This is a genomic window from Streptomyces lydicus (genome assembly GCF_000717345.1).
GTDB lineage: Bacteria > Actinomycetota > Actinomycetes > Streptomycetales > Streptomycetaceae > Streptomyces > Streptomyces lydicus.
The window spans coordinates 67,607-93,856 of sequence record NZ_JNZA01000032.1 but is presented as its reverse complement, the minus strand read 5'-3'; the positions used below and the strand labels follow the sequence as shown (position 1 = coordinate 93,856).

Annotated in this window: 22 protein-coding genes; 6 read left to right on the top strand and 16 right to left on the bottom strand. The window is 72.5% G+C overall.

Going from position 1 to position 26,250, the window contains the following annotated elements; all coding sequences use genetic code 11:
- Window positions 1-13: 13 nt before the first annotated feature.
- The 6 genes from OO62_RS27125 to OO62_RS40035 form a co-directional block, all read right to left on the bottom strand.
- On the bottom strand, window positions 14-616 hold the full coding sequence (locus OO62_RS27125) for a carbonic anhydrase (protein ID WP_033270209.1): 603 nt from the start codon (window positions 614-616) through the stop codon (window positions 14-16).
- A gap of 92 nt (window positions 617-708) precedes the next feature.
- Window positions 709-1,128, bottom strand: coding sequence for a hypothetical protein (locus tag OO62_RS27120; RefSeq protein WP_033270208.1), 420 nt, complete (start codon window positions 1,126-1,128; stop codon window positions 709-711).
- Between the two features lie 93 nt (window positions 1,129-1,221).
- Window positions 1,222-2,493, bottom strand: a complete 1,272-nt coding sequence (locus OO62_RS27115) for an MFS transporter (protein ID WP_033270207.1) — start codon at window positions 2,491-2,493, stop codon at window positions 1,222-1,224.
- Window positions 2,494-2,540: 47 nt separating this feature from the next.
- Window positions 2,541-3,056, bottom strand: a complete 516-nt coding sequence (locus tag OO62_RS27110; RefSeq protein WP_033270206.1) for a glycine-rich domain-containing protein — start codon at window positions 3,054-3,056, stop codon at window positions 2,541-2,543.
- 34 nt (window positions 3,057-3,090) lie between these two features.
- A complete protein-coding gene (locus tag OO62_RS27105) occupies window positions 3,091-4,326 on the bottom strand; it encodes a hypothetical protein (protein WP_033270205.1) in 1,236 nt (411 codons plus the stop codon).
- Window positions 4,327-4,461: 135 nt separating this feature from the next.
- Complete coding sequence (locus OO62_RS40035) at window positions 4,462-4,617, bottom strand: hypothetical protein (protein WP_164993248.1); 156 nt, start codon at window positions 4,615-4,617, stop codon at window positions 4,462-4,464.
- 351 nt (window positions 4,618-4,968) lie between these two features.
- Between OO62_RS40035 and OO62_RS27100 the strand changes: the two genes are divergently transcribed.
- Complete coding sequence (locus OO62_RS27100; RefSeq protein WP_033270204.1) at window positions 4,969-6,678, top strand: hydrogenase maturation protein; 1,710 nt, start codon at window positions 4,969-4,971, stop codon at window positions 6,676-6,678.
- A gap of 97 nt (window positions 6,679-6,775) precedes the next feature.
- Here OO62_RS27100 and OO62_RS27095 read toward each other — a convergent pair whose 3' ends face one another.
- Window positions 6,776-7,321 carry a winged helix-turn-helix domain-containing protein gene (locus tag OO62_RS27095; protein ID WP_228332385.1) on the bottom strand — a complete coding sequence of 182 codons (546 nt, stop codon included), beginning with the start codon at window positions 7,319-7,321 and terminating at the stop codon, window positions 6,776-6,778.
- A 908-nt stretch (window positions 7,322-8,229) separates the two neighbouring features.
- Here OO62_RS27095 and OO62_RS27090 point away from each other — a divergent pair.
- The 3 genes from OO62_RS27090 (at window position 8,230) to OO62_RS27080 (ending at window position 11,774) form a co-directional block, all read left to right on the top strand.
- Complete coding sequence (locus OO62_RS27090; protein ID WP_077191715.1) at window positions 8,230-9,186, top strand: serine/threonine-protein kinase; 957 nt, start codon at window positions 8,230-8,232, stop codon at window positions 9,184-9,186.
- Window positions 9,187-9,390: 204 nt separating this feature from the next.
- On the top strand, window positions 9,391-10,842 hold the full coding sequence (locus OO62_RS27085) for an amino acid permease (protein WP_033270203.1): 1,452 nt from the start codon (window positions 9,391-9,393) through the stop codon (window positions 10,840-10,842).
- A gap of 101 nt (window positions 10,843-10,943) precedes the next feature.
- Window positions 10,944-11,774, top strand: a complete 831-nt coding sequence (locus OO62_RS27080; protein ID WP_106974903.1) for a GNAT family N-acetyltransferase — start codon at window positions 10,944-10,946, stop codon at window positions 11,772-11,774.
- Between the two features lie 137 nt (window positions 11,775-11,911).
- Here the strand turns inward: OO62_RS27080 and OO62_RS27075 are convergent, their stop codons facing one another.
- Window positions 11,912-12,418 (bottom strand): DinB family protein, encoded by a 507-nt coding sequence (locus OO62_RS27075; RefSeq protein WP_033270202.1) that lies wholly within the window; start codon window positions 12,416-12,418, stop codon window positions 11,912-11,914.
- 108 nt (window positions 12,419-12,526) lie between these two features.
- On the opposite strand from OO62_RS27075, the gene OO62_RS27070 reads away from it, so the two are divergent.
- On the top strand, window positions 12,527-13,357 hold the full coding sequence (locus OO62_RS27070) for a glycoside hydrolase family 16 protein (RefSeq protein ID WP_157850171.1): 831 nt from the start codon (window positions 12,527-12,529) through the stop codon (window positions 13,355-13,357).
- Window positions 13,358-13,424: 67 nt separating this feature from the next.
- Here the strand turns inward: OO62_RS27070 and OO62_RS27065 are convergent, their stop codons facing one another.
- From OO62_RS27065 to OO62_RS27030, 7 genes are all read right to left on the bottom strand, one after another.
- On the bottom strand, window positions 13,425-14,249 hold the full coding sequence (locus OO62_RS27065; RefSeq protein WP_051733635.1) for a polysaccharide deacetylase family protein: 825 nt from the start codon (window positions 14,247-14,249) through the stop codon (window positions 13,425-13,427).
- 57 nt (window positions 14,250-14,306) lie between these two features.
- A complete protein-coding gene (locus tag OO62_RS38335) occupies window positions 14,307-17,153 on the bottom strand; it encodes a glycosyltransferase family 2 protein (protein WP_228332384.1) in 2,847 nt (948 codons plus the stop codon).
- Entirely contained in the window at window positions 17,150-18,484 is a 1,335-nt protein-coding gene (locus tag OO62_RS27050; protein WP_051733634.1) for a lipopolysaccharide biosynthesis protein, read from the bottom strand. Before OO62_RS27050 ends, OO62_RS38335 begins: the two co-directional genes overlap by 4 nt.
- Complete coding sequence (locus tag OO62_RS27045) at window positions 18,484-19,806, bottom strand: glycosyltransferase family 2 protein (RefSeq protein ID WP_078617370.1); 1,323 nt, start codon at window positions 19,804-19,806, stop codon at window positions 18,484-18,486. The genes OO62_RS27050 and OO62_RS27045 overlap by 1 nt, the downstream gene beginning before the upstream one ends.
- The gene (locus OO62_RS27040) at window positions 19,803-20,633 is read right to left on the bottom strand and encodes a glycosyltransferase family 2 protein (RefSeq protein ID WP_051733633.1); all 831 of its coding nucleotides are present in this window, start codon (window positions 20,631-20,633) and stop codon (window positions 19,803-19,805) included. The genes OO62_RS27045 and OO62_RS27040 overlap by 4 nt, the downstream gene beginning before the upstream one ends.
- 393 nt (window positions 20,634-21,026) lie before the next feature.
- Entirely contained in the window at window positions 21,027-23,168 is a 2,142-nt protein-coding gene (locus OO62_RS27035; RefSeq protein WP_051733632.1) for a putative bifunctional diguanylate cyclase/phosphodiesterase, read from the bottom strand.
- Window positions 23,165-23,971 (bottom strand): SAM-dependent methyltransferase, encoded by an 807-nt coding sequence (locus tag OO62_RS27030; RefSeq protein WP_033270200.1) that lies wholly within the window; start codon window positions 23,969-23,971, stop codon window positions 23,165-23,167. The genes OO62_RS27035 and OO62_RS27030 overlap by 4 nt, the downstream gene beginning before the upstream one ends.
- A 177-nt stretch (window positions 23,972-24,148) precedes the next feature.
- Here OO62_RS27030 and OO62_RS27025 point away from each other — a divergent pair, with 177 nt between their 5' ends.
- Window positions 24,149-25,939 carry a glycoside hydrolase family 15 protein gene (locus OO62_RS27025; protein WP_033270199.1) on the top strand — a complete coding sequence of 597 codons (1,791 nt, stop codon included), beginning with the start codon at window positions 24,149-24,151 and terminating at the stop codon, window positions 25,937-25,939.
- A gap of 62 nt (window positions 25,940-26,001) precedes the next feature.
- Here OO62_RS27025 and OO62_RS27020 read toward each other — a convergent pair whose 3' ends face one another.
- A complete protein-coding gene (locus OO62_RS27020) occupies window positions 26,002-26,193 on the bottom strand; it encodes a hypothetical protein (protein ID WP_033270198.1) in 192 nt (63 codons plus the stop codon).
- Between the last annotated feature and the right edge of the window lie 57 nt (window positions 26,194-26,250).

The window sequence follows — 26,250 nt, the reverse complement described above, 5'->3', positions numbered from 1 at the left end:
GGTACCCGCGCCTTCACAGGGGGAGGAACAGGTCGGAGGCCGGGTGGTGTGCCGCGACCATGCCGGTGTGGACCTCGTAGAACCAGCCGTGCAGGTTCACCTCACCGGTGTCCAGCCGCTCCCGTACACAGGGGTAGTCGCGCAGCCGGGCGAGCTGCTGGCGCACGTGCTGCTGGACGGCCGCGGAGACCGTCGGCTCCTCGTCCCTGGGCAGTTCGTCGGACAGTGCCTGCGCCAGCCAGTCCCGCACGGCGGGCGCGCCGGTCAGGTCCTCGCCGCGGACCTTGGCGCCGACCGCGCCGCAGTGCGAGTGACCGCACACCACGATGTCGGCCACCTTCAGTACGCGCATCGCGTACTCGATGGTGGCGGCCTCGGCGCAGGCCGCCATGCCTTCCCGGTGGACGGGGACGGCGTTGCCGGCCGTCCGCAGTTCGAAGAGTTCGCCGGGCCGCGCGCCGGTGATCAGGGACGGTACGACGCGGGAGTCGGAACAGGTGATGAACAGGGCGAGGGGCGACTGGCCGGCGGCGAACCGGCCGTAGGTCTCCTGCTCCTCGCGCCGGTCGGCGATCCGGGCCGTCAGGCCGCGGGCATGCTGAATGAAGGTCTCCATGAGGGAGGGCTCCTGCTGATGAGTGGTGCCACTGTGGGGGTGGTGGCTGACGTCGGACGGTGCGGCTGGTGGGGCAGGCCACCACGCCGCGCTCAGCAGCGGAAGACGCAGTGCAGGACGGGCAGCGCGGCGGGTCTCGACGCGGCCCTGGTGGAGCGGTGCGTGGTGGGCCCCTCCGGGCCGTCGGCCGGGAACGTGGAGCCCTGAACGTCGTAGGGCGGTAGCGGACGGCCGGTGTGCCGGGGGACGCCGACGGAGCGGCGCGCGGTGCCGCGGGGCTGGCCGTGCTCGGCCTCGCGCTTGCTCTTCTCCTCGTCGGGGTCGTTACCGGGCTTGGCGGCGGGCGGGGCGCCCGCCGGCTTCGCGGCGGCCGGCGCGGCGAACGCGGTGGTCGCACTCGCGCCGGTCGCCGCCGCGCCCAGCAGGAACGCCAGGACGATGCCGACGGCGAGCAGCGGAACGCGGCACCGGCGCAGCAGCGAGGTGCCGGCGGTGCCGATGTCCTTCCTCATGCTTCCCCCGTGGGCAGTCCATGCGACGACGATCCTGCCCTTAGAGTGCAGCATCCAGGTTTCCGGTGTGATAACGAGAAATGACGCCAAGTTTCAAGATTTTTCCGATTGCGGTACCGCCCACACGGCCAGCGGGACGACCGTCAGCGCGAGGAGCCCGCCGGCCAGCGCCAGCGCCGGGTAGCCGCCCAGCATCACGACGAGACCGGAGGCCAGGCTGCCGGACGCGCCGGCCAGCGCGATGCCCACGTCCACCAGCCCCTGCACCGGCGCGCGCCGCTCGGGCGGCAGTGCGTCGGTGACCATGGCGGTACCGCTGACCAGCCCGAAGTTCCAGCCGAGGCCCAGCAGTACGAGCGCCGTGGCGAGCAGCGCGACGGAGTGCGGCGGCGCCGTGGCCGCGAGCGCACCGGCGGCCAGCAGTACCGGGCCGCACGCCGCGGCCACCCACCGCCGGCCGAGCCGGTCGACGAGCAGACCGGTGAGCGGGGACGGCAGGAACATCGCGCCCACGTGCAGCGCGATGACGAGTCCGGCGGCCCCGGTGTCATGGCCGTGCGCCTGCATGTGGACGGGCGTCATCGTCATCACGGAGATCATCACGAGCTGGCCGACGAGCACGACCGCGGTGCCTCCGACGACTCCGCGCCGGTACGGTCCGGTGGCCGGCCGCCGCTCCTCCCCGGCCGCGGGTGCGGGCGGGCCGGCGGGCGCGGCCGGGCGCCGCGCCAGCGCCTGGGCCAGCCGCAGCGGATCGGGCCGCAGCAGGGCCGCCAGCACGACCGCGGCCGCGCCGAAGGCCGCGGTGGCCAGCAGGAACGGCCCGGCCAGGCGCGGTACGCCCCAGGAGAGCGCCAGCTCGCCGGTGACCTCGACCAGGTTGGGACCGGCCACCGCACCGAGCGTGGTGGCGAACAGCACGGTGCTGACCGCACGGCCGCGCCGCGCCGGGGACGCCAGGTCCGCTCCCGCGTAGCGCGCCATCAAGTTGGTGGCGGTGCCGGCGCCGTAGACCAGCAGACTCAGGAACAGCAGCGGGACACTGCCGCTGGTGGCCGCCACGACGACCCCGAGGCTGCCGAGCGCCCCGGTGGCGTAGCCGAGCGCGAGCCCGGGACGCCGGCCCCAGCGGCGGCAGATCCGGCCGATGCCGGCCGCGCCGAGCGCGGCGCCCGCCGTGAACAGTCCGCTGGGCACCCCCGCCAGACCGGTCGAGCCGAGCATCTCCTCGGCGAGCAGCGCGCCGACGGTGATGCCCGCGGCCAGGCCCGCGCCGCTGAGGAGTTGGGCGAGGACCAGGACCGCGAGAACCCGCCGCTGTTCCGGTATGTCGCGCGTGGCCGGCGCGCCGTTCCGAGCCGTCATGATTCCTTTCCGATCGAACCGCGGAGCGCGGACGGGGGCGGTGGGTGTTACGCCGGAGCCATGGGTTCCAGCGCCGAGATGTCGGTGAGCGACAGGTCCATCTGCTCGTGCAGGAAACGCACGATGGTCCAGTGCGGCAGGGCCCCCTCGTCGAACGCCCCGAATTCCCGGCAGTACAGCGGAATCCAGCGGAGCGCTTCCTCGACCGCCTGTTCGCGGCCCGGTTCCTGCTGGTATTCCTCGTAGGCGATGCTGCGGTGCTCGATGAAGAACCGCCCCGGCAGCCGTTCCTCGCACAGTGCCCGGTATTCGCGGGTCTGGAGGATCAGGTAGTGCCAGATCTCGTCGATGTCCTGCTCGACGGGCAGGAACAGCCCGCCGAGCTGTTCGCGGTGCCGGGAAACGAGATACAGGTACCGCAGGCATTCGGTGACCTGCCGAAGCACGTATTCCCGTGGCAGGTCCGGGCTCTTGACGGCGAAATGGTCGACGACCTCGGTGTGCAGGGTCTCCCCGAGCAGCTCCCTCAGGTCGTCGGCGGACAGCGGCGGGCGGCTGGTCATGGCGCTCCTGTGCAGGTGGGCGGGGTGGGCGGGGTCAGGCGGCGGCGAGCCAGGCGTACTTCCCGGACGGCCCGATGGGGAGGTGCGCACGGTGCTCCAGCCGGCAGTGCCGGCCGGTCAGTTCACCGACGCCGTGCTCCAGCGCCGCGCACTCGGTCGCGTCGAGGGGTGCGCCGTCGAATGTCGTGTACGCCAGCCGCGCCTCGGCCGGGCCCGCGAGCCGCAATTGGTGCAGGAAGACGCGTGCGGTGGCCTCGCCGATGCACCGGTCGAGATCGCCCTGCGCCACCGGCCCGTGCGGCGTGCTCAGCAACTCCTTCTGCCGGCCGCAGAATTGGGTGATCTTCGAGGGATCCGGCGTCCCGTCCTGGGTGCGTACGCAGTCACCGGAGCGGTAGCGGATCAGCGGCATGTACGGGTTGCGCACGCTGGAGACGATGAGCTCGAAGATCGTGCTCCCGGGGGCGACCGGGTGGAGTTCGACGCTCATGTCGTCCAGGTGCGGCCAATAGGTGCCGCGGCGGTCGCTGTAGTAGAGATAGCCGAGCTCGGTGCTGCCGAACAGGTCGATCAGCGGGCAGTCGAAATGCTGCCGCAGGAAGCGCCGGACGTTCACCGGGGTGTATTCGTAGGCGTGGATGATGCTGGCGGGCGGCGGGAACTCATCCCACAGTCCTTCTTCGCCGACCTTCCGCACCAGGTGCGCCAGGTGGTAGCCGGAGCAGTCGAGGTGGTACTCGCCGCGTCGGTGGGTCCGGCGGGCGGCCTCGATCTCCCGGAGCATCCGTACGACCTCGTCGCGCTCCCACAGCGCCGGGTCGAGCCGGAGGTTGAGATAGCAGGTGCGGTCGTCGAGCCACCGGTCGTCGAGGGTGGGCACCGCCTGCGGCGGCACTCCGCTGCGGGCCGCGTTGACCCGTGCGACATGTTCCGTCGCCAGCACCGTGGTCAGCGAGACCCGCCGGCAGCCGGACTCCCAGGTGCCGGAGATGTCGGGGTGGGTGCGCCACAGCCGGTAGTAGGAGTGCAGCAGGAAGTACGGCGGGCGGATGAGCTGCATCCGGGCGTGGTTGGTGCCGGTGGACAGGACGTACTCCGCCTCGCCCGCCGCCAGCGCGGCGGACAGCCGGGGCGTCATCCAGTTCTCGGGGAAGCCGCGGGCGATCTCCGGCTTGTCCAGTACGGGGAAGTACCCCTGCGCGAGCGACTCGCGGTAGAGCGGTATGTCGCGCAGCTGCTCGATGACCTCGGCGGTCGGCTGACCATCCATGGATTCCTCGTCAGGGCTCGGAGAACGGCGCCCGTGGGGGCGGTGCGGGGCGGGGTGCCCGGGGGTGGGCGGTGGTCGGCGGCCGGGGAAGCGCCGCCGTCGCCCGCCCCCGGATCACTCGGCGGGTACCGGGCTTCAGGAGATGCAGCCGGCCTTCGGCGCGGCGCTGATGCAACCGGCCTTGGGTGCCGCGCTGATGCAGCCGTTCTTCGCGGCCTGCTGTGCGGAGTTGGCGGCGAGCCAGTTCTGCCAGACGGTGTCCTGGGCCATCTTCTTGATGAGCTGCTCCATCGGGACCTCCGGGAAGAGTGCGGAAAGATGCCGGGCACACGACGCTGACCTGCGCCGATGCCGCACCATGAAGGTAAAAGTATGACCAAGTGAATGTCAATGAAAGGCAATGCCGGTGCGGGGTGAAGTGGGCCCGGCGCGCCAACTTTGGCGGGATCCCGTCGAGATGATCAACGGCGGAACCAAGTGACGCGCCGTCAGTTCCTGGCGTGCGCGCCGGTGCGGACCCGGTGCCTTGGGCCGTACGGCGGCGGCCGGCCGGGTGACCTGCCGGGCGACTCCGGGGCCGCCCGGCCCGCCCGGGGAACGCTCACGGGCATCGGCCACCGCCCAGCCCCGGAGGAGTCCGCTGTGCGCATTCTGCTCATCGCCGGCGCGTTCAACAGCCTGACGCAGCGCGTCCACGCCGAACTCTGCGACGGCGGGCACCAGGTGAACGTCGAGCTGGTGACGCGGGAGACGCCGCTGCCGGAGGTCGTCCGCCGTCATGACCCCGAGCTCGTCGTGGCGCCGATGCTCAAGACGGCGGTACCCCGCGAGGTGTGGTCGGCGTACACCTGCCTGATCGTGCACCCCGGCCCGGTCGGCGACCGCGGCCCCTCCTCGGTGGACTGGGCGGTGCACCTGGGCGCGGACCGGTGGGGCGTCACCGTCTTCCAGGCCAACGACGAGATGGACGCCGGCGACATCTGGGCCACCGCCGAGTGCGCCGTCCCCGAGGTCGGCAAGAGCGACCTCTACCGCAACGAGATCGCCGACGCCGCCGTCGAGGCGGTCCTGACGGCCGTCGACCGGGTCGCGTCCGGTACCCACCGCCCGCAACCGCAGGACACCCTGCCGGCCACCGCCAGAACCGGCCGCCCCCGGCCGCCCCTGCGTCAGGACCTGCGCCGGATCGACTGGCAGCGCGACCCCACCGGCACCGTCCTGAGCAAGCTGCGCGCCGCCGACTCCCAGCCCGGCGTCCGGGACGAACTCCTCGGCGGCACCTGGTTCCTGCACGGCGGTCACCCCGAGGACACCCTGACCGGCCGGCCGGGGGACCTGCTCGCCACCCGGTGCGGCGCGGTCTGCCGGGCGACGGCCGACGGCGCGGTGTGGATCCCCGAACTCCGGCCCGCACGCCGCCCGGGGGAGCCCCGCCCCGTCAAACTGCCCGCCACCCTGGCGCTGGGCGACCGCCTCCCCCCGCTCCCCGAGGTGCCCGCCCCGCTCGAGGCCCCCGACACCCCCCGGACCTGGGCCGACATCCGCTACCGCGAGGAGGGCCCGGCCGGATTCCTGGAGTTCTCGTTCCCCGGCGGTGCGATGAGCACCGACCACTGCCGCCGGCTGCTCGCCGCCTACCGGCACGCCTGCGCCCGGCCCACCTCCGTCCTGGTCCTCGGCGGCCGCCGGGACTTCTTCTCCAACGGCATCCATCTGAACGTGATCGAGGCCGCCGCGGACCCGGCCGCGGAGTCCTGGGACAACATCAACGCCATGGACGACCTCGTACACGCCGTCCTGACCACCACGGACCGGCTGGTGGTCGCCGCGCTCGGCGGCAACGCCGCGGCCGGCGGGGTGATGCTGGCGCTCGCCGCCGACGAGGTGTGGTGCCGCGCCGCCGTGGTGCTCAACCCGCACTACCGGCTGATGGGGCTGTACGGCTCGGAGTACTGGACGTACACCCTGCCCGGGCGGGCCGGCCCCGAGGTCGCCGAGCAGCTCACCCGGCGCGCCCTGCCGCTCACCGCGGCGGCCGGCCAGCGGCTCGGGCTCGTGGACCGCATCGTCGACTGCGATCCGCAGGAATTCGGTCCGCAGACCGCGCACCTGGCCGTGCGGCTGGCGTCCTCACCGGCCGTCCACGCCCGGATCGCCACGAAGAAGGCCGGGCGGGAGCAGGACGAGGCGGAGCGGCCGCTCGCCGCTTACCGGGAGCACGAACTGGCCCGTATGCGCGAGATCTTCTTCGACCCGGACCACCCCTACCACGCCCTGCGGCGGGCCTTCGTGCGCAAGGAACCCGCCGCCGGCACCCCGGCGCACCTCAACCCCGGGGCGGCCGGGGTGTGAGGCGTCCCCCGCCGCCGGACTGCCGCGTCCGTCGCTTCCGCGGGCCCGGTCGCCGGCTTCCCCCGGCCGCCGTGCCCGCGCGTCAACCGTCCGCCGGTTACAGGGCGGGCAGGTACTTGTAGCCGATGCCGAACACCGTGCTGATGGAGTCGCGCAGGCCGGGCCCCAGGCGGCGGCGCAGCCGCGCGATGTGGACGTCGACGGTACGGGTGCTGGACTGGCAGCTGGGCCAGACCGCGGCCATCAGCTGTTCCCGGGTGAAGGCCCGCTGGGGGTGCAGCACGAGGTGGGCCAGCAGATCGAATTCCAGCCGTGGCAGGCTGAGTTGGCGGCCCTGGATGGAGACGGTCCGGGCCGCGGTGTCGATCTGGATCGGCTCCGGCCGGGGCGGGGCGGCCGGAGCCGCGGGCCCGTCGGGGTGTGCCGGATCCTCCCGCGGCGGCGCCAGGATGATGTGGACCTCGTCCGAGGGCAGCCGGTGCACCGATACCGGTTCCAGGTCGTGCAGGGTCAGTTGCCACGTGCCGTCGGGGAGCCGGTCGACCGCCAGCGGTGGCCCTTCGCCGGGCCCGGCTGTCACCGTGCGGCCGAAGTCGGCTTCCGGTCGCAACGCAAGCGGGGTCGTCGAGGAGTTCATAAACATGATCTGGGCCCATTCCTCTTGCAAAGCAGGCGTGTACGGACAGACATGGCGGTGCTCGACGTTCAAGGGTGCTGAGGTGCTGCGCAGGTGATGCGACGCAGTCCGGTGCTGGGCGTAGGGGGCGAACAGGCACTCGTAATGCGGGTGCGCCCATCGGGGGCAACCGCTCCGTCCGTGCCGTAAGAACGCTCGCGCCCATGCCCGTACTCGGCCATGACGTGGTGCGAAGTCACGGCCTCCGGTCGAGTCGAACGCTACATGTGATCGCGCGGTTCCGGAAAGTAGCTTCCGCTAATTTCGGTTGCTCTTGACCCGATTCCGTGCTGGGGGCGTGCCAAGTGCCCCGTGAAGTGCGGCAGTTGGCGCCCAGGGGAGAGTCTTTCCGGTGTTCGCGAGTGCACAACCACCGACTGGTTTTGGCCGGAAAGTGTCGCTGGGTGAGCCCGGACCCCCGGCGCCGGCCAACTGGTCTGGACCGCAAGGGCGATGCTGTGATGCTCTGGTGCCGCTCGCGCCGGTCGAGGGCCTGCCGCCGCCGTTCCCGGCGTCCGATATCAGCTCCGCGGTGTACGGGGAGCGGAGAAACGGGGGAGTGGCCGACCGGTGAGGTCCGGTTGTGGAGGTCCCGTGCGCCGGTGAATATGCCAAATAAATGGCGCGTGTTGTCCTGTGACTGCCGGAGAGGCAAAGGGGAGGGGCTTCGGGAGATCGGCCGAAAAGTTGTTTCCTCTTCAATCTCATCGCGGCGAAAAGGTGCGGAACCAGATATTCCAGACCACTGTTTTCGCAAGGAGTTGATGATGAGTAGGGTGTGCTCCGCTGCCACTTGACCGAGGGCGGCAACTCAGCTGAATTCGGTGCGGCTGGAATGCGGTGTGGGGAAGACGCCTTCGTGACCGGGAGGGACCATGGCGGCCGGCTCTTTCGAGGGGCAGTACGTGTGGAGTCCGGCGGCCGATGACCGGGCGCTGGCGCGAGCGTGCATGGACGTCCGGGCCGGCCGCTACCTGAGCGCCCACGAGGTGCTCAAGGAGACCCGGGACGACTTCGAGGTACGGGCCCACCGCTCGCTCGTCCTCGCGTCCGTGGCGGCCGACTCGGACCTGGCCGAGCGCTGGCTGGCCGAGGAACCCGGCGCGGAGGCCGCGCTGCTCTGGGCGCGGGTGGCCATGCTGCGGGCGCTGCGGATGGCCGACGCCGGCGACCGGCGGCAGGGCGCGCTGGCCCGGATAGCGCGGTCCGCCTGCGACCGGGCCGCGAAGGAACTTCCCGAGGACCCCACGCCGTGGGTGGCCCAACTGGCGCTGACCCGCCTCGACCGCCCCCGGGACCCCGCGCCGCAGGGCCTGCTGACCGCACCGGCCGGCCCCTGGTACCTCTTCGCGCACATCCTCCGGCTCGACGCCTGGCACCGCGAGGCGCACCACCGCTTCCTGTCGTACTTCTTCACCCGCTACGGCGGCTCCTCCAGCGCGAGCTGGGACGTCGCCGCCTTCCTCAGCCAGCGGGCGCCGGCCACCTCCCCGCTGCGGCTGCTGCCGCTGGTGGCGCTGGTCGAGGACTATGACCCCACCGCCCTGCTCGCCGACCGCACATGGGAGCAACCCCAGTGGATCACCACCGCGACGAGCATCCACCGCAACTGGTTCCCGCGGGTGGCCGATTACCGCTTCACACCGGTGCTGGACCTGTCGTATCTGGCGCATGCGCTGTTCATGGCGAAACGTGAATTCGAGGCCCGGGAAGTCTTCACCGCCATGGGCCCCTTTGCCGCGCGGATGCCGTGGAGTGCGTTCGGAGATCCCGCCGAACAATTGAGCAGAGCCAGACGCTCCTGCGGGCTGCCCGTGCCGCACGGGTCCTGAATTCGCGTCGCACAAAAGAATGTGAAAGCGGCTCACGGATTCTCCGCATCCGCTCCGCCTCCGAACGCTCAACCCGATCCGCCATTTCCCCCCTGTGCCCCCAGAAAGGTTGCGGTTGTGTCCGAGCGCACGTCTCTCACTCGCTCGAAATCCCCCCACCCGGCAGATCCCGTCACCCTCGACGACGATGCCACGCTGCATGCCATGGGATACCCGCGGAAACTCACCCGCAGATTCCGCGCGTTCGACAACTTCGCCATCTCTTTCACCATCATCAACATCATCTCCGGCATCTTCTCCTCGTTCGGGTTCGGGATGAACGCCGGCGGCCCGCGGATCCTGGTCCTCGGCTGGGTCGGTGTCTCGGTCATGGTGCTGTTCGTCGGTGCCGCGATGGGCGAGATCGCCTCCGCCTACCCGACCAGCGGCGCGCTCTACTTCTCCGCCGGCAAGCTGGCCAAGCGGCACCAGGGCGCCTGGTCCTGGTACACGGGCTGGCTGAACTTCGTCGGCCAGGTCGGCGGCACCGCGGCCACCAACTTCGCGGCCGCCACCTTCATCCAGGCGTTCCTCGCGATGCAGTGGCCGTCCTACGAGCCGACCCCGCAGCAGACCGTCGGCATCACCGCGGTCATCCTCCTGCTCCAGGCGCTGGCCAACACCTATACCGTGCGGCTGGTCGCGCTGGTGAACCGCATTTCCGTGTGGTGGCTGCTGATCGGCATGGTGGTGATCGTCGGTGCGCTCACGTTCATACCCGACCATCACCAATCACCCTCTTTCGCCACCCACTTCGTCAACAACACCGGCTTCACCAGTGCGGTGTACGGCGGAATGCTCGGCCTGCTCGTCACCAGCTGGACGTTCACCGGTTTCGACGGCAGTTTCCACATGTCCGAAGAAACGGTGAAGGCAACGGTCAATGCGCCCAGGGGCATCATGCGGGCCATCACCTGCTCCGCGATCACCGGACTCATCCTGATGCTCGCGCTGGTGTACGCGATCCGTGACTACGGGCACGCCGCGAGCGCCGAGGCACCGCCGGTGCAGATTCTCATCGACGCGCTCGGCCCCGGCACCGCGCAGTTCCTGCTGCTGATCGTTATCGGCGCCATGCTCTTCTGCGGCCTCGCCAACATGACCAGCAATACCCGGCAGATCTTCGCCTTCTCCCGCGACGGCGCGATGCCCGGCTCCCGTTGGTGGCATTCCGTTTCCGCGCGTACCCGCACCCCCGTCAAGGCCGTCTGGCTCGCGGCGGCCTGCCCGCTGGTGCTGGTGCTGCCCGGCTGGTGGTCGCACACCGCGTTCACCGCGGTGGTGAGCGTCAACGTCGTCGGGCTGTTCCTGGCCTACGCCGTGCCGATCTTCCTGCGGCTGCGGCTCGACGACTTCCAGGCCGGGCCGTGGAACCTCGGCCGCTACGGCCGGCCCGTCGCGGCCGTCGCGGTGGCCTGGATCCTGGTCAGCAACGTGCTGTTCATGCTGCCCCAGGCATCCCCGATCACCTCCGACTCGTTCAACTACGCGCCGATCGCCCTGGCCGTGGTGCTGATCATCGCCACCGTCTGGTGGTTCGCCACCGCCCGGAGGCGCTTCCAGGGACCGGTCAGCTACGGCCGCCCCGACGAGGTCGCCGCCATGGACCTGATCTAGAAACCCGGCCACGGACGGGCGGCCCCGCGCCGCCCCGCCCCGCACCACCAGGACCCGCACCGTACGCCCCCTGCCCCCCAACAGAAGGGACGACCACCGGCATGCCTCCCCCCAGCGACGACGCCCGCCCGGACGCGCCCCGGCACACCTCCGCGGCCGACCCCCTCACCGTCACCACGGCCTCACCACAGGACTGGCACCAGGTGGCCCGGTGGGCCGCCGACGAGGAATGGAACCCCGGCCGCGGCGACACCGACTGCTTCCACCCCACCGACCCGGCGGGCTTCTTCCTCGGCCGCCGCGCCGGCCACCCGGTCTCCGCGGTCTCCGTCGTCAACTACTCCGACGCCTACGCCTTCCTCGGCTACTACCTCGTCCACCCCGACCACCGGGGACAGGGCCTGGGCCTCGCCACCTGGCGGGCGGCCTTCCCGCACGCGGGCGTGCGCACCGTCGGCCTGGACGCCGTACCCGCCCAGCAAGCCACCTACCGGCGCGCCGGGTTCACCCCCGCCTACGACACCGCCCGCTACGGCGGTCGCCCCACCGGCGGCGACACCCCGCGGCCGGAGGTCGTCCCGGTGGCCGGCACCCACCTCGACGCGCTCGCCGCCTACGACCGCCTGTGCTTCCCCGCAGGCCGGCGCGGATTCGTCACCCGCTGGGTCACCGCCCCCGGCCACACCGCCCGCGTCTACCTCCGCGACGGCGCGATCGCCGGCTACGGGGTGATCCGCCCGGCCCGTACGGGCCACCGCATCGGTCCGCTCTTCGCCGACAGCCCGCAGGCCGCCGAGGCGCTCTTCGACGCCCTGACGGCCTGTGTGGACCCGGAAGACGAGGTGTTCCTGGACATCCCCGAGCCCCGGCGCGCCGCCGTCGCGCTGGCCGCCTCCCGCGGTCTGACCCCGGTCGCCAGGGCTCCGCCCTGACTCCCTCCTCCGCCTTGCGATGCACGGCACCAGACCCCGCTCCCTGATCCGGCCTGATCCAAACGACAGCCCCTAGTCGTGTCCTTCGGCTGGTGCCGGACCTGAGCCACAAGACACAGCGGCCCGGGAGCCTGCGCTCAGGCTCCCACCGTGCCGTCGACGCCCTCCCGGAGGAAGTCGGCGTGGCCGTTGTGGCGCGCGTACTCGTGGATGAGGTGGAGCATGACCAGGCGGAGCGAGACGTGCTCGCCCCACCGGGGCTGGTAGCCGGTGACGTCGAGGGAGGGGGCCGCCTGCTCGATGCGGCGGGACTGGGCGACCTCCTCCTGCCAGGCGGCGAAGGCTTCCGCGCCGGTTGACCCGTCGGGGTCGTACGCCGCCTGGAAGTCACCCTCGGCCGACCAGACCAGCGGGATGTCCTCGCCGTTGATCACCCGGCGGAACCAGGTGCGCTCCACCTCCGCCATGTGCCGGACCAGGCCGAGCAGGGAGAGCGTGGAGGGCGGCATGGAGCGGCGGCGCAGCTCCTCGTCGGTCAGGCCCTCGGTCTTCAGGGCGAGCGTGGCGCGGTGGAAGTCCAGGAAGGCCCGCAGGGTCTCCCGTTCGCCGCCGCGGACGGGCGGCGAGACGCGTTCGATGGTCATGGGGTGGGGGTTCCTCTGAGGAGTGGCGAAGGGCCGGAAGTAGCGGGACGCCGGGGGATGGGAGATGATCACCGGAGGTGTTCCGGAGCGCGCCCCGGGAGGCGGTCGATGGGATCTTGCCGACTGGCGCGCGCCGCCGCAAGCGGATTTCTCGCGCTCGCGGCCGCCACCGGCTGCGCGTCGGGCACCCGCTCGCCCACCCCGCCACCGAGCCCGCCGGTGCCGGGGCACTGGCGTGAGGTCTTCGCGGACGACTTCGGCGGCACCCGGCTCAACCCGGCCCGCTGGACGACCTGTTACGACTGGAACCAGGGCGGCTGCACCAACCGCGGCAACAACGAGCTGGAGTGGTACCGCCCGGAGCAGGTGTCGGTCGGCGACGGCAAGCTCACGCTGACCGCCCGGCGCCGGACGACCCGGGGCACGGACGGCCGCCGCTATCCGTGGACGTCCGGGATGGTCTCCACCGGCCGCAGCTCGTGGAACGCCCGGCCGCGCTTCGTCTTCACCTACGGCTACTTCGAGGCGGCCGTGCGGATCCCCCCGCAGGCCGGGATGCTGCCCGCCTTCTGGCTGATGCCGGCGTCCCGGCACACGCCCCCGGAACTCGATGTCGCCGAGGGGCTCGGCAGCACCGACCGGATCGAGATGACGGTGCACTGGAAGGGGCCGGCCGGCGAGGAACGCACCGCCGCGGGGCGGTTCGGGCCGGTGGACTTCCCCGCCGGCCACCACGTCTTCGCGTTGAACTGGGAGCGGGACGCGCTCACCTGGTACGTGGACGGCGAGGTCCGCTTCCGGGTCACCGATCCCGCGAAGATCCCGCACGTCCCGATGGAGCTGCTGTTCACCCTCGCGGTCGGCTACCCGACGGTGCCGCCGCCCGGGGTGGACCACGCCCGGATGTCGGTGGACTGGGTGCGGGTCTGGCAGCACTGACGGGGCACCACGGACCGGGCCGGGGCGCCGGAGGCACACGGCGGTACGGCAGCCGGGAGGCGGCCGCTCAGGACAGCGTGCCGGACCCGGGCGGGCCGCCGACCGGGCGGCCGAGCAGCGCCCGGGACCGGCGGTAGAGCCGCCAGCCCTTGGTCCGCAGGGACTCGGACACCGGTGCCGTGGGCGCGCCGCCGCCGCGCGTCCACTGGGTGAACAGCTCCGGCCGGGTGTCTGCCTGAACCATCAGCCGGGGGATGCGCATCGGGTCGCCGTCGGCCGAGGCGAAGGCGTTGGCCACCGCGCAGGCCGAGGTCCACCCGGCCTCGCGTACGGTGCGGCGGACCGCCGCACTGGAGTAGCCGTGCGGATAGGCGAACGCGTACACCGGATGGCTGAGCGCGTCCTCCAGCCGCCGCTTGCAGCCGACGATCTCGCGCCAGGCGCGCTGCGCGGGCACGGTGTCCAGCTGCGGATGGGTGACGGTGTGTCCGCCGATCTCGAAGCCGAGCGCGTCGAGGGTGGCGATCTGCCGCCAGCTCAGCATCGCGGCGGCCGGCAGCAGACTGCCCTCGGGGCGGCCGCCGGGTGGATGGACGGCGCCGGTGGTGACGTACAGCGTCGCGGGCAGGGCGCGCTCGGTGAGGAGGGGCGCCACCGTCCAGTAGAAGTCGGCGAAGCCGTCGTCGAAGGTGAGGACCGCGCAGCGCGGGGGCAGCGGCGGGCCGCCCCGGATCGCCGCGACCAGCCGCCGCAACGGCACCACCGTGAGCCCGGCGTCCGCGATGCGGTCGAGCTGTTCGGCGAAGACCCGCGGGGTGACCGTGTACGGCGCGATCCAGGGCGGCGGGTCGGTGTTGACCGAGTGGTAGACGAAGACGGGGACGGCGGTCATGATCGGTCCTTTCGGACCCCCGTGCGGTGCATGTGCCGGTAGGTGCCCTCGGGTGCCTCAGCGGCCACCGGGGGCGCCCTCCGGCAGGATGCGGTAGACGACGGCGTCGGCGGTACGGTGCACGACGGGGAAGTCGCGGCGGTGGGCCAGCGCGTGCTTGATGTGTGCGAGAGTGCCGGGCGGCAGCGCCCCGGTGGCGAGGACCTGGGCCTCCTGGGCACGGTTGAGGATCAGGTAGACGGGGCGCGGCGGCCCGGCGCCGGTGAGCACACGCAGTTCGGAGACCGGGTCGCGGTTGACCTGCCGCTGGTCCTCGGGCGCCGCCTCGGACAGCCAGATCCGGTCGTGGTACGGGTAATCGGCGTAGGCGTACGGGAAGTTGTCGGAGGCACCGACGACCAGGGAGCCCTCCGGGGCGTGCCCGGCGAGCCACTTCGCGGCCGCGGTCTCCGACGGGGTGAAGTAGTTGACGTTCTCCTTGCCGAAGTAGGCGAGGGAGAGCGCGGCGAACAGCGTCACGACGACGACGGGCACCGCCGCGGCCCGCAGGCGCCGCAGCGGGCGGTGCAGGCCGTGACCGTGGGCGGTGGCCAGGAGGGGCGGCAGCAGCAGCGCGGCGGCGCCGAACGCCGTGGCGGGCAGCGCGAACAGATAGACCCGGAAGATCATTTCACCGCCGTAGCTGTTGGCCACCGCCCAGGGCAGCGGGGCGATCGCCAGCAGCGGGAGGGCGGTGCGCCGCAACGAGGGCCGCACCAGCACCGCCAGGCCCGCGAAGAGGAAGACCACGGCGGACAGGATCCGGTCGGCCCAGGCCACCGCGACCTGGCCGGACGTGGCGCCGGAGAGACCGAGCAGCCCGGAACCGGCGTTCGCCTCCGGCTGGCTCAGGCCGGTCAGGATGCTGTGCAGATTCTGCTCCAGATAAGGCCGTGCCACGGTCATGTCCCAGGCCGTGGTCAGCACCAGCGCGACCAGCAGCACCGGCACCACCACCGCGCGGTTGCGGCGGGGCAGGGCCAGCAGGACGAGTGTGCCGGTCAGCAGCACCGGCGTCAGCGGATGCGAGCAGACGATGATGACCAGGGCGAGCACGAGCAGCACCCACCAGCCCACGCTCGGCCGGGTCGGCTTCGGCCGGCCCGGGCGGGGCAGCTTGCGCACCACGGCCGCGATGACGCACACGTACAGCAGGAAGGCGAACGCCTGCGGCGAGAAGTAGTCCTGGCCCACCCAGGAGCAGGTGAAGAACAGGAACACCCCGCCCCAGACCAGCCGCCGGCTGCGGGTGAAGGAGCGGTAGAGCACCAGCAGCGGGATCACCAGCGCCGCGTTGATCAGCAGGGGCGACCAGCTGGCGTAGGACCCGGGGGAGCGCAGGCCCCAGTGCTGGACGAACAGGTCGTTCAGCCAGAAGAAGCCGGGCCACCGGGCGTAGACGGCCAGCAGGCCGGCCTTGGTGGGCAGGGTGCCGCTGCTCAGCAGCACGTCCGTGACGGCCACGTGCTTCCAGGCCCAGGAGTACCGCAGCTCCGGGTAGAGCGCGAGCGGGGTGGCGTGCAGGAAGGTGATCAGCGCCAGGACGTAGCCGGCGTAGTGGATGCCGCGGGTGCGGCGGTTGGTGAGCGCGGCGCAGACCCCGAGGCCGAGCAGGCCGAGGCCGGCCCAGTAGGTGACCGGCAGGACGTGCACCAGGCCGAGGTCGCCCATCGCACCGAGGTTCACCCCGCGCAGCGAGACCGCCCACAGGACGAGGGCGGCGGGCAGCCCGAGGACGGCCAGCGCGCGCAGCGCGGCCTTCCCGGGGCTCCGCGCCGCGAAGCCCCGGGCCCGCTCCACCGCCTGGTGCAGCCGGCCGACGGCGTAGCCCAGGACGGTCGCGGCCACGCCGGTGGCGAGTGCCGGCACCGTGCCCGTGGGCGCCGCACCGCTGGGTCGCAGCCCTTCGGCGACGGCGGCGGGGAGGGTTCGGCGCAGATACGTGCGTTCGCTGGCGAGCGCCGGGCCGGAACCGGAGTGCCGGGCGACGGCAGCCTTGGAGAGCCCCTCCGCGTAGCAGCGCGCGCGGAAGTACTTGCGGGTGGTGCGGGCCGCCGGCACGTGGTGGCGGACCGCGGCGGACGGCTCGTACCGCAGCGTCGAGCCGGGATTGCGGGCCGCGACGCGCAGGCACAGTTCGGTCTCCTCGCAGCCCAGCGGGCGGGTGCCGATGCGGCCCAGGTCGGTGCGGAAGCCGCCGGCGGCCAGGATCTCGGCGCGGCGGAAGGACATGTTGGCGCCAATGAAGTTCCGTACCGGCGCGGGGTGTTCGGGCAGTCCGCGGTACGAGCAGCCGACCACCCAGTCGAACTCGCGCGGGAACCAGCCGGGACGGCCGGTCTCCCACAGCGGGCGCACCAGTCCGCCGACGCCGAGCACCAGCGGGTCCCGGTAGGCGGCGAGCAGCCGGGCGGTCCAGTCCGGGTCGGCCGCCGCGTCGTCGTCGAGGAAGGCGACGATGTCGCCGTGGGCGGCGCGCACCCCGGTGTTGCGTCCGCCGGACAGGCCCTGCGCCTCGGCGTTGGGCAGGACGCGCACGCCGGGCAGGGCGTCCGCGGCGCGCCGGGCGAGCTCGGGGCAGTGGTCGACGACAAGGAGGACCTCGTCGGGGGCGGGGTGCTGGTGCTGCACCGAGCCGACCGCGGCAAGGAGTTGGTCCCAGCGGTCGAGGGTGTAGGCGCAGATGACGACGGTCAGGCTCGGGGTGGCCGGGCCCGTCGTCGTGGGCTTGGCCGCCGCGGCGGAGCACTCGGTCGCCGCGGCGGGGTTCAGGGTGGTCATTGTCGTGACGCGGCGCCAGGCGCCCAGGGCCGAGCGGACGGCCTGTCGCACGCCGGTGCCGCCGGGGAATCCGAGGGCGTTCATCGGGAGCTCCTTGCGGGGGAGGGCAGCCAGCGCGGCAGCGTCAGCAGCAGCGGCAGCGCGAGCGCGCATTCGGCCAGCAGCCAGGCGGCGCCGACGCCGTTGAGGCCGAAGCGGGGGATCAGCTGGAGCGTCAGGACGAGCACCAGGGCGCACAGCGTCGCCTGGAGGGCGACGGCCCAGGCCAGCCGGCGGTGTGCCCTGGCCACGTCGATGGCCACGTTGAGCAGCAGGTTGGGCAGCGCGGACAGGGCCAGCAGCCGCAGCACCCCGGTGGCTTCGTGGGCGTACTCGGCGCCGAAGACCGACAGCAGCCAGGGGGCGACGACGACGAGGAGGATCACGGCGACGGTCAGCGGCGGGCCGGTGTGCCGCAGCACCCTGCGGCCCAGTTCGCTGATCCGTGTCGGATCGTGGGCGGTCTCCACCAACAGCGAACTGCCCATGTTGTACGCGGCCTGGTACAGCGTGTACGCGATCACCCAGGACAGCGAGAAGTAGGCGTTGCGGGCCCCGCCGAGGGTGTTGAGCACGATCAGCGGCACGATGTTGTAGGCGGCGAGCCGGCACAGGGCGCCGCTGTAGTCGGTGGCGGCGTAGCCCAGCAGCCTGGGCGGCATCGTGCCGTCGGCGTGCGCCCGCTGGTGGGCGGGGACCGCGCGCCGCAGCAGCACGTAGTTGGCGACGGTCAGCGAGACGGCCAGCGCCCCGGCCCACGACAGCAGGATCCCGGAGCTCAGGGCCCAGGCGGCGGCCAGCGCCAGCGCCAGCGTCTTGACGACCGCGAAGATCGTGTTCTCGCCCAGCACCCAGTTGGCCCGCCGTACGCCGGTGAGTGCCCCGTCCTGCACGATGAACCACGCGTAGCCGATGGTGCCCGCGATGAAGAACGGAGCGACCAGGGGGCCGCGCAGGAAGCCGAGGCCGGGGGCGACGAGCGGGACCAGGGCGAGGAAGGCGGCCGCGCCCGCGCCGGCGCACAGCCCGGAGGCGGCGTAACTGCGCAGCAGCAGCCGCCTGGTGTGCCGGCCGGCCGACGGCGCGAACCGCATCAGCACGTCGGCGAGGTTGAGCTGCCCGATCCCGCCCAGCAGCGTGACCGCGGAGATCACCGCGTAGCTGCGGCCGACGGTCTCCGGGCGGTACCAGGACGTGGCGAGCACCCAGTAGACCGCGCCGAGCCCCGCCGTCATCACCGAACTCGCCACCAGGACATGGCCGTTGCGGAGCAGCGGTTCGTACGAGCACAGCGACCTGAGCCGCCGGCGCAGGACGACCGTGTAGGGCGCGGCGGGCAGTGTCACGGTGCCGGACGCGGCGGTCTGCGAGGCCATCACGTCACGCTCGGGGAGTGGCGGCGGGTGTCGTACACGCTGCGCAGGTAGCCGACCGGTCCGTAGAGCAGGCCGCGGAGTTCCAGCAGCGCGAGGCGGTCCGGCCACCGGCCGGGCGTGGCCGGCCGGGCGCGGGTCCGGGCCGCGGCGTGCCGGATGCCGCCGGGCAGGCGGCGCAGCAGTGCGGGCAGCGCGGCCGGGCGGTGCCGGATCGCGGCGGCCAGGAAGGCGCCGAAGCCGGCGCCGTAGCCGAACGCCTGGGCCGGCACCGCGTCGAGGTCGCGGCGGTGGCGGTGCCAGACGAGCGCGTCGGGCCGGTAGACGATGCGGTGTCCGGCGGCCAGCACGAGGAAGAAGGCCAGCAGGTCGTCACCGCCGTACGCCGGGGTGCCGGTGCCCGTCGAGGGGTCGAAGCCGCCGAGCCCGCGCAGTACGTCGGTGCGGAAGGCCATGTTGGCGCCGGACCCGAACCGGCCCGCGGTGAACGGGAAGAGCGGATCGGCGGGCGGCTCGGCCGACGACCAGCTGCGCGGCGCGAACCCCTTGGCAAAGCCGCCGTGCCCCTCCAGCGCGGACTGCGCGGGGGTCTCCAGCTCGGCGGGCAGGATCAGCCCCGTGACGCAGCCGACCGCCGGGCCGCCGTCCGGGGCGGCACCGTCGTCGAAGGCGCGCTCCAGCGCGGCGAGCCAGCCGGGGTCGGCCAGGGTGTCGTCGTCGGTGAAGGCGCAGATCCGCCCCCGGGCGGTCGTCAGCCCGCGGTTGTGCGCCCGGGCCAGACCCGCCTTGGGTTCCCTCACATATCTGACCCGGGACGGGTAGTGCGCGCGCACCAGCCGCTCGGCGGCGTCGTCGCGCGGAGCGTTGTCGACCACCACGATCTCGTACGAGGAGTGTTCGCTGCGCAGCAGGGCGTCCAGGCACTGGCGGAGCATCACCGGCCGGTTGTGGGTGGCGACGATGACGCTGACCGCGGGCCCGGTGCCCCGCCCAGGGGCCCGGCCCGGCGGACCGGAACCGGGCCCTGGCGCCTCCCGGGCGTCTGTGGCGGCCAGTTGACGATGTGCGGCGTCGGCCAGCGCGCGGTACAGGTCCGCGGTGTCTCCCGGGGCACCGGGGACGCTGACCATGCCGAGCGGGTGTCCGTGCAGCCGCACCAACGCCAACACGCGTCCGCCCGGGGCGCCGGCAGCAGCGCCGCCGGGCGAGCGCAGCTCACCGGGCACCGCCAGGTCCAGCTCGACGACATGAGCGGGGGTGTAGAGCGAGTCGCGGGCGGCAAGACCGGGGCAGGCCGCTGCGGGGCGTCGGCCGACGTCGTTCATCGCTTCCCCGCCCCCGCGGCTGCCGAGTGCCGGCCGTTGGGGCGCTCGGCGAGGAGGGTCCGCAGCACGCGCCGGCCGTCGGAGACGGCGTGCAGATGGGAGCGCCCGCTGCGGCGGGGAAGTTCCAGGCTCGGGACCTCGGCGATGCGAAGTCCCAGGCGCAGTGCGTGGGCGATCAGCTCCGCCTCGATCTCGAAGCCCGGGGCGTGCGGGTCGAGCTCGTCGAGGAAACTGCGGCGGAACGCGCAGAAGCCGTAGCACAGGTCGGTCAGGGTGGCGTGGTAGATCCGGTTGACGACGGTGAGCAGGGCCAGGTTGCCCAGGGAGCGCACCGGGGTCAGGTCGAGCGAGCCGCCGCCGGCGATGAAGCGCGAGCCCTTGACGAAGTCGAAGCCGTTGTCGAGGAAGTGCACGTAGTGCGGGATCTCGCCCGGCCACATGCTGCCGTCGGCGTCCATCATGACGACGTAGTCGCAGGTCGCGGCCTCGAAGCCGGTGCGCAGCGCATCGCCCTTGCCGATGCCGGTCTGCTGGACGACGCGGACGGACGGCAGGCAGTGCGCCGCCATGCGGACCGTCGCGTCGTCGGAGGCGCCGTCGACCAGGAGCACCTCGTCGATGCTGGGCGGGATCTGTTCGAAGACCCAGGGGACGTTGCGTGCTTCGTTGTGCGCGGGGATCACCAAACTGACGGAGTGTCGGACCGGCGGGACGTCGGTGGCGCGCCGGGCCGGCAGCGGGGCCGCGAAGCGGTCGCTGGCGCGGCGCAGCGGTCGGCCGCCGTCCACGGTGCGCTGGATGGTGCCCGAAGGCAGGGTGGTACTCATGGGCTGACTGCCTTACGAGAGGCAACGGGGGCCCAGGGCCGGGGCCGTGGGCAGACCCGGGAGGTGTAGGGGTGTACACCGGCGGCCGGGCCGTCGGGGCCTGTGGAGAAGGCGCGGTACACCCGCGAGGCAATGGAGAACGTGCAACGAGGCCGCGGGGTACGGAAAGAGGTACCCCTGTGCGCTCTGATCGCCGGGCCTCGGACGCGAGGCGTCGTTCGTTCTCGGACGCGTGAAGCGTCGACCACCACAACTGGCGATGTGCTTTCCGCTGCGGCCGCGGAACTGGATGTTCGCGATTGCCTGCGGTGCCAGGGCCCCATCATGGGCAGGTCGTCAACGCCAGGTCAAGAGTATTTGTCCGGAAAACAGCAATTTGCGGTTTATTTACCGTTAGGTGTCGCGACCCGCCCCGTCGGGGCCACGACGCGTTCCGCCCGCGGCCTCGACGATCCGGCGGGTGATGTCACCGGGCCGCGCCGGCCGCCCGTAGTGCCAGCCCTGGGCGCAGTCGCAGCCCATCGACCGCAGCCGGTCCGCGTCCGCCGCGGTCTCCACGCCCTCCGCCGTCACCGTCAGCCCCAGCTGGTGCGCCAGCGACACCATCCCGCCGATGATCCGCCAGCCCAGCGGGTCCTCACCGGCCGAGTGCAGGTCCGAGACGAACGCCCCGGCGATCTTCAGTCCGGCCACCGGAAGCGTCCGCAGGTACGCCAGATTCGACCAGCCGGTGCCGAAGTCGTCCACCGTCAGCGACACCCCCATGCCGACCAGTTCCCGCAGCGCCTGGAGCGCCGGGTCCCGCGGCCCGAGCATCGCGCTCTCGGTGATCTCCAACTGGAGCTTTCCCGGCTCCAGAGCGCTCTCCTGGAGGATCCGGTCGATGTCCGCGATCAGCTCGGCGTTCCGTGCCTGCCGCACCGCCAGATTGACGTTCATCCGCGGCGCCGCCGCACCGAACCGCGCCGACCAGCGCGCCGCCTGGTGGCACGCCTTCCCCAGCACCCACCGGCCCAGCGGGATGATCAGCCCGCTGTCCTCGGCCGTCGCGATGAACTCCTCCGGGCCCAGCACCCCCAACTCCGGGTGCCGCCAGCGCACCAGCGCCTCCACCGCCACCATCGCACCGTCGTCGAGCGTGCACAGCGGCTGGTACTCCAGGAAGAACTCCCCGCGGTCCAGCGCCATCGGGATCCGCATCGACATCGCGTACTGGCTGACCGCCACCGCGTTGCGCCGGGAGTCGAACAGCGTCCACCGGCCGCGGCCCTCGCTCTTCGCCCGGTACAGCGTCAGATCGGCGCTGCGCATCGCGGCACCCGGAGTGGTCGCCGAGAGTGGCTGCTCCACCACCCCGACGCTCGCCCGGACCGCCAGCTGCTGGCCGTCGATCAGGAACGGCGGCGCCAGCGCCGCCAGTACCGTCTGTGCGGCCGCGATGCCCTCCTGCTGCCCGCGGCAGTTCTCCAGCAGCACGATGAACTCGTCGCCGCCCAGCCGGGCCACCATGTGGCCCAGCGGCGCCAGGCTGGAGTGCAGCCGGTCCGCCACCGAACTCAGCAGCTGGTCGCCGGTCGCGTGGCCGAGGCTGTCGTTGATGTTCTTGAAGCCGTCCAGATCCACCGAGCACAGGCCGAACCGCGCCTCCGGCTCGGGGTCGGCGAACAGCGCCTCCAGCCGTTCGAAGAACGCCGTCCGGTTCCACAGGCCGGTCAGCGGATCGTGAGTGGCCTGATAGCGCAGCCGCTCCTGGAGCCGGTGCTGGTCGGTGATGTCCTCCAGCATCGCCACCTGGTAACGGGGCGTTCCGTCCTCGTCGCGGATCAGTGACACGGTCAGATGCGTCCAGATCACCTCGCCGTCCTGCCGGTAGTACGGCTTGTCGCACTGGAACTGCTCGCGCTTCCCCCCGATCAGGTCGCGGTACATCTCCCAGATCCGGGGCGCGTCCTGGGGGTGCACCATCGTCGCGATGTTCAGGTGGCGCAACTCCTCGACGGTCGCGCCGAACATCTCCTGCAGCGCGCTGTTCACCGTCAGGACGTTCCCCTCCAGATCGGCGAACCCGATGCCGACCGCGGCCCGCTCGAACATCGCCCGGAACCGTGCCTCCGACGCGTACAGCGCCCGCTCCGCGCCGCGCCGCGCCAGGTCCACCGCGAGCCGGGTCGCCTCCTGTTCGCGCAGCGTCCGGTCGCGCAGCGCGGCCGACCAGCCCGCGGCGAACGCCCCGGTCAGCGCCGGTCCCCGGTCGTCCGCCGGCGGCCACTGCTGGAGCAGCGCGACGGCCCGCGCGAGCACCACCGGATCGGTGAACTGGGCATCGACGAGCAGCGCCCCGGCCTGCTCGGCCAGCGAGGCGTCGAACGGGTCCTCGCCGTGCGCCCGGGCCAGCAACTCCGCCGTGCGGTACACCAACGGGCCCAGGATCGCCGGGCTCACCACCGTGCCGTGACCGTCCCGCAAAAGCCGGGACCAGGAGTCACGGAAGCGGACCGCGGCGGGGTCCACCCGGCCGGCCGGCGGGCCGCTCACGGCCGTATCCCCACGCCCGCGAGGCCGGTGACCAGCTCGGGGTGCGGGCCCACCGACTCCGGGTGCTGCGGCCGCCACTGCGGGAGGTAGACCACGCCCGGGTCGATCAGCTCGAAGCCCTCGAACAGCGCCACGATGCGGTCCCGCGAGCGCATGGTCAGCGGCGCCGACGCCTGGGCGTACAGCTCCTGGTGCTGACGTGCCAGTTCCGGCCGGCCGCCCAGCGTGCCGTGCGAGAGCGCCAGCGCGCTGCCCGGCGGCATCGCCTCACGCAGCACCCGGACGATCCGCGCCGGGTCCTCCTCGTCCGTCACGAAGTGCAGTACGGCCAGCAGCAACACCGCGACCCGCTCGCCGGGTTCCAGCAATTCGGCGACCGCGGGCTGCTTCAGCAGCGTCTCGGTGTCGCGCAGGTCCGCCTGGACCACGGCGCACAGCGGGTCGTCCGCCACCAGCAGCAGGCTGTGCTGCACCGCCACCGGGTCGATGTCGACGTAGACCACCCGGGCCGTCGGCTGGATCAGCCGGGCCATCTCGTGGACCGGTCCGAACGTCGGGATGCCGGAGCCGAGGTCGAGGAAGCGGGTGATGCCGTCGCCGGCCAGATACTGCACGGAACGGCGCAGGAACGCGCGGTTGGCGCGCATGATCAACGGCAGGTCGGGCCACAGTTCGACGGCTTTGCGCGCCAGGTCCCGGTCCACCGCGAAGTTGTGCGAACCGCCCAGATAGCAGTCGTAGACCCGGGCGACGTTCGGTGTCTCCTGGTCCGTCCCCTCGGGCACCCACTGCTCACGCGACATCGAGCGGTCCTCCCCTCACGAGGGATCCCACGCTCCAGAAAAAGCCTCCTACTATCCCATACCCGCCGCAAGCGGACCAGCTGGCGGCGGCCCCGGGCCCCGCGGGACGGGACCGGCACGACGGCGGTCGCGCCGACCGCCGTCCGCTCGCAGAATGGAAGTCCGAGGGAGCCACCAATGCCGGGACGCATCGAGGACTACGCCCTCCTGGGCGATCTGCAGACCGCCGCGCTCGTGGGCAGGGACGGCTCGGTGGACTGGCTGTGCCTGCCCCGTTTCGACTCGCCCAGCTGCTTCGCGGCGCTCCTCGGCGACGAGCAGCAGGGCCGCTGGCAGATCGCCCCGACCGACGCCGGGCCGTGCACCGACCGCGCCTACCGCGGCGACACCCTGGTCCTGGAGACGACCTGGGAGACACCGGACGGCGCGGTACGCGTCATCGACTTCATGCCGCAGCGCGGCGACCACCCACCGCGCCTGGTACGCCTCGTCGAAGGGCTGCGCGGCAGCGTCGAGATGCGCAGCGACCTGCGGCTGCGCTTCAACTACGGCCGGATCGCCCCCTGGGTGCGGCGCACCGAGCACCACCGCATCGCGGTGGCCGGGCCGGACTCCGCCTGGCTGCGGCTCGCCCCCGGCGTGCACACCTACGGCCGTGACGGCGTCACCCGCTCGGAGTTCACCGTGCGGGCCGGCGACCGGGTGCCGTTCGTCCTCACCTGGCAGCCCTCCCACCAGCCCAACACCCACCGCGTCGACCCCGACCGCGCCCTGCGCGAGACCACCGAGGGCTGGCAGCGCTGGACGGCGGGATGCCGTTACGACGGGGCGTGGCACGACGCCGTACTGCGCTCGCTGATCACCCTCAAGGCCCTCGCCTACCGGCCGACCGGCGGGATCGTCGCCGCGGCCAGCGCCTCCCTGCCCGAACGCATCGGCGGGGAACGCAATTGGGACTACCGCTTCTGCTGGCTGCGCGACTCCAGCATGACGCTGTCCGCCCTGCTGCGCGGCGGCTTCCGTGAGGAGGCGGCGGCCTGGCGGCAGTGGCTGGTCCGCGCCATCGCCGGCGACCCGCGGGACCTGCAGAGCGTGTACGGCGTCGCCGGTGAACGCCGGCTGCCCGAGGTCGCCGCCGACTGGCTGCCGGGCTACGAGAACTCCGTGCCGGTCCGCTTCGGCAACGCCGCGGTCGACCAGCTCCAGCTCGACATCTACGGCGAGGTGGTCGACACCCTCTACCTCGCGCTGCGGGCCGGCATCCCGATGGAGCGTCATGTCTGGGTCCTGCTGCGGATCCTGATGTCCTTCCTCGAAACGCACTGGCAGGAGCCCGACGAGGGCCTGTGGGAGGGACGGGGCGGCCGCCGGCACTGGGTGCACTCCAAGGTCATGTCCTGGGTCGCCGCGGACCGCGCGGTCCGGATGGCCCGGGCCACCGGCCTCCCGGCCCCCGTCGACCGCTGGCGGGCGATGCGCGACGCGGTGCACGCCGACGTCTGCGCGCACGGTTACGACCCCGAGCGCGGGGTCTTCGTCCAGCACTACGGCAGCCAGCAGCTGGACGCGGCCACCCTGTTCGTCGCCAAGACCGGCTTCCTGCCACCGGACGACCCACGGGTGATCCGCACCGTCGACGCGGTGCGCGACGAACTCGACCACGGTGGCTTCGTCCGCCGCTACGCCGACGAGGCCGGGATCGACGGACTGCCCGGCACCGAGGGCACGTTCCTGGCCTGCTCCTTCTGGCTCGCCGACGCGCTGGCCGCGACCGGCCGCACCGACGCCGCCCGCGAGCTGTTCGGCCAGGTGCTGTCCTCCGCCAGCGACGTGGGGCTGCTCTCGGAGGAGTGGGACCCCGCCGAGCGGCGCCAACTGGGCAACACCCCGCAGGCGTTCACCCACGTCGCGCTGGTCAACACGGCGTTCCTGCTCACCGAGACGACCGCGGCGGCCACGCCGGCCTGAGGACGTGTCCCCGCGGGGCACGTCCCCGGGCCGGCCCGGCCGCCCTCACCGAGGCGCGGGCCTCACGGCAGATACCGCTCTATGGCGCCCTGGCCTTCCTCCGCCATGAGGCGCCTGGCCCACTCCAGGGCCCTGGGGGTGGGCTCGCGGCCGGAGACCTTCACCAGGTCCTCCGGGTCGTAGGGCCGCTCGCTGCCGGTGTACAGCTCGGCCGGCCGGTTCTCGGCCGCATGCTCCCTGCCATTGCTCGTCACAGGTCCTCCTCGTGTCCGCGCCCGCCGAGTCGCCGGGACCTCGCTTGGTTCCATCAT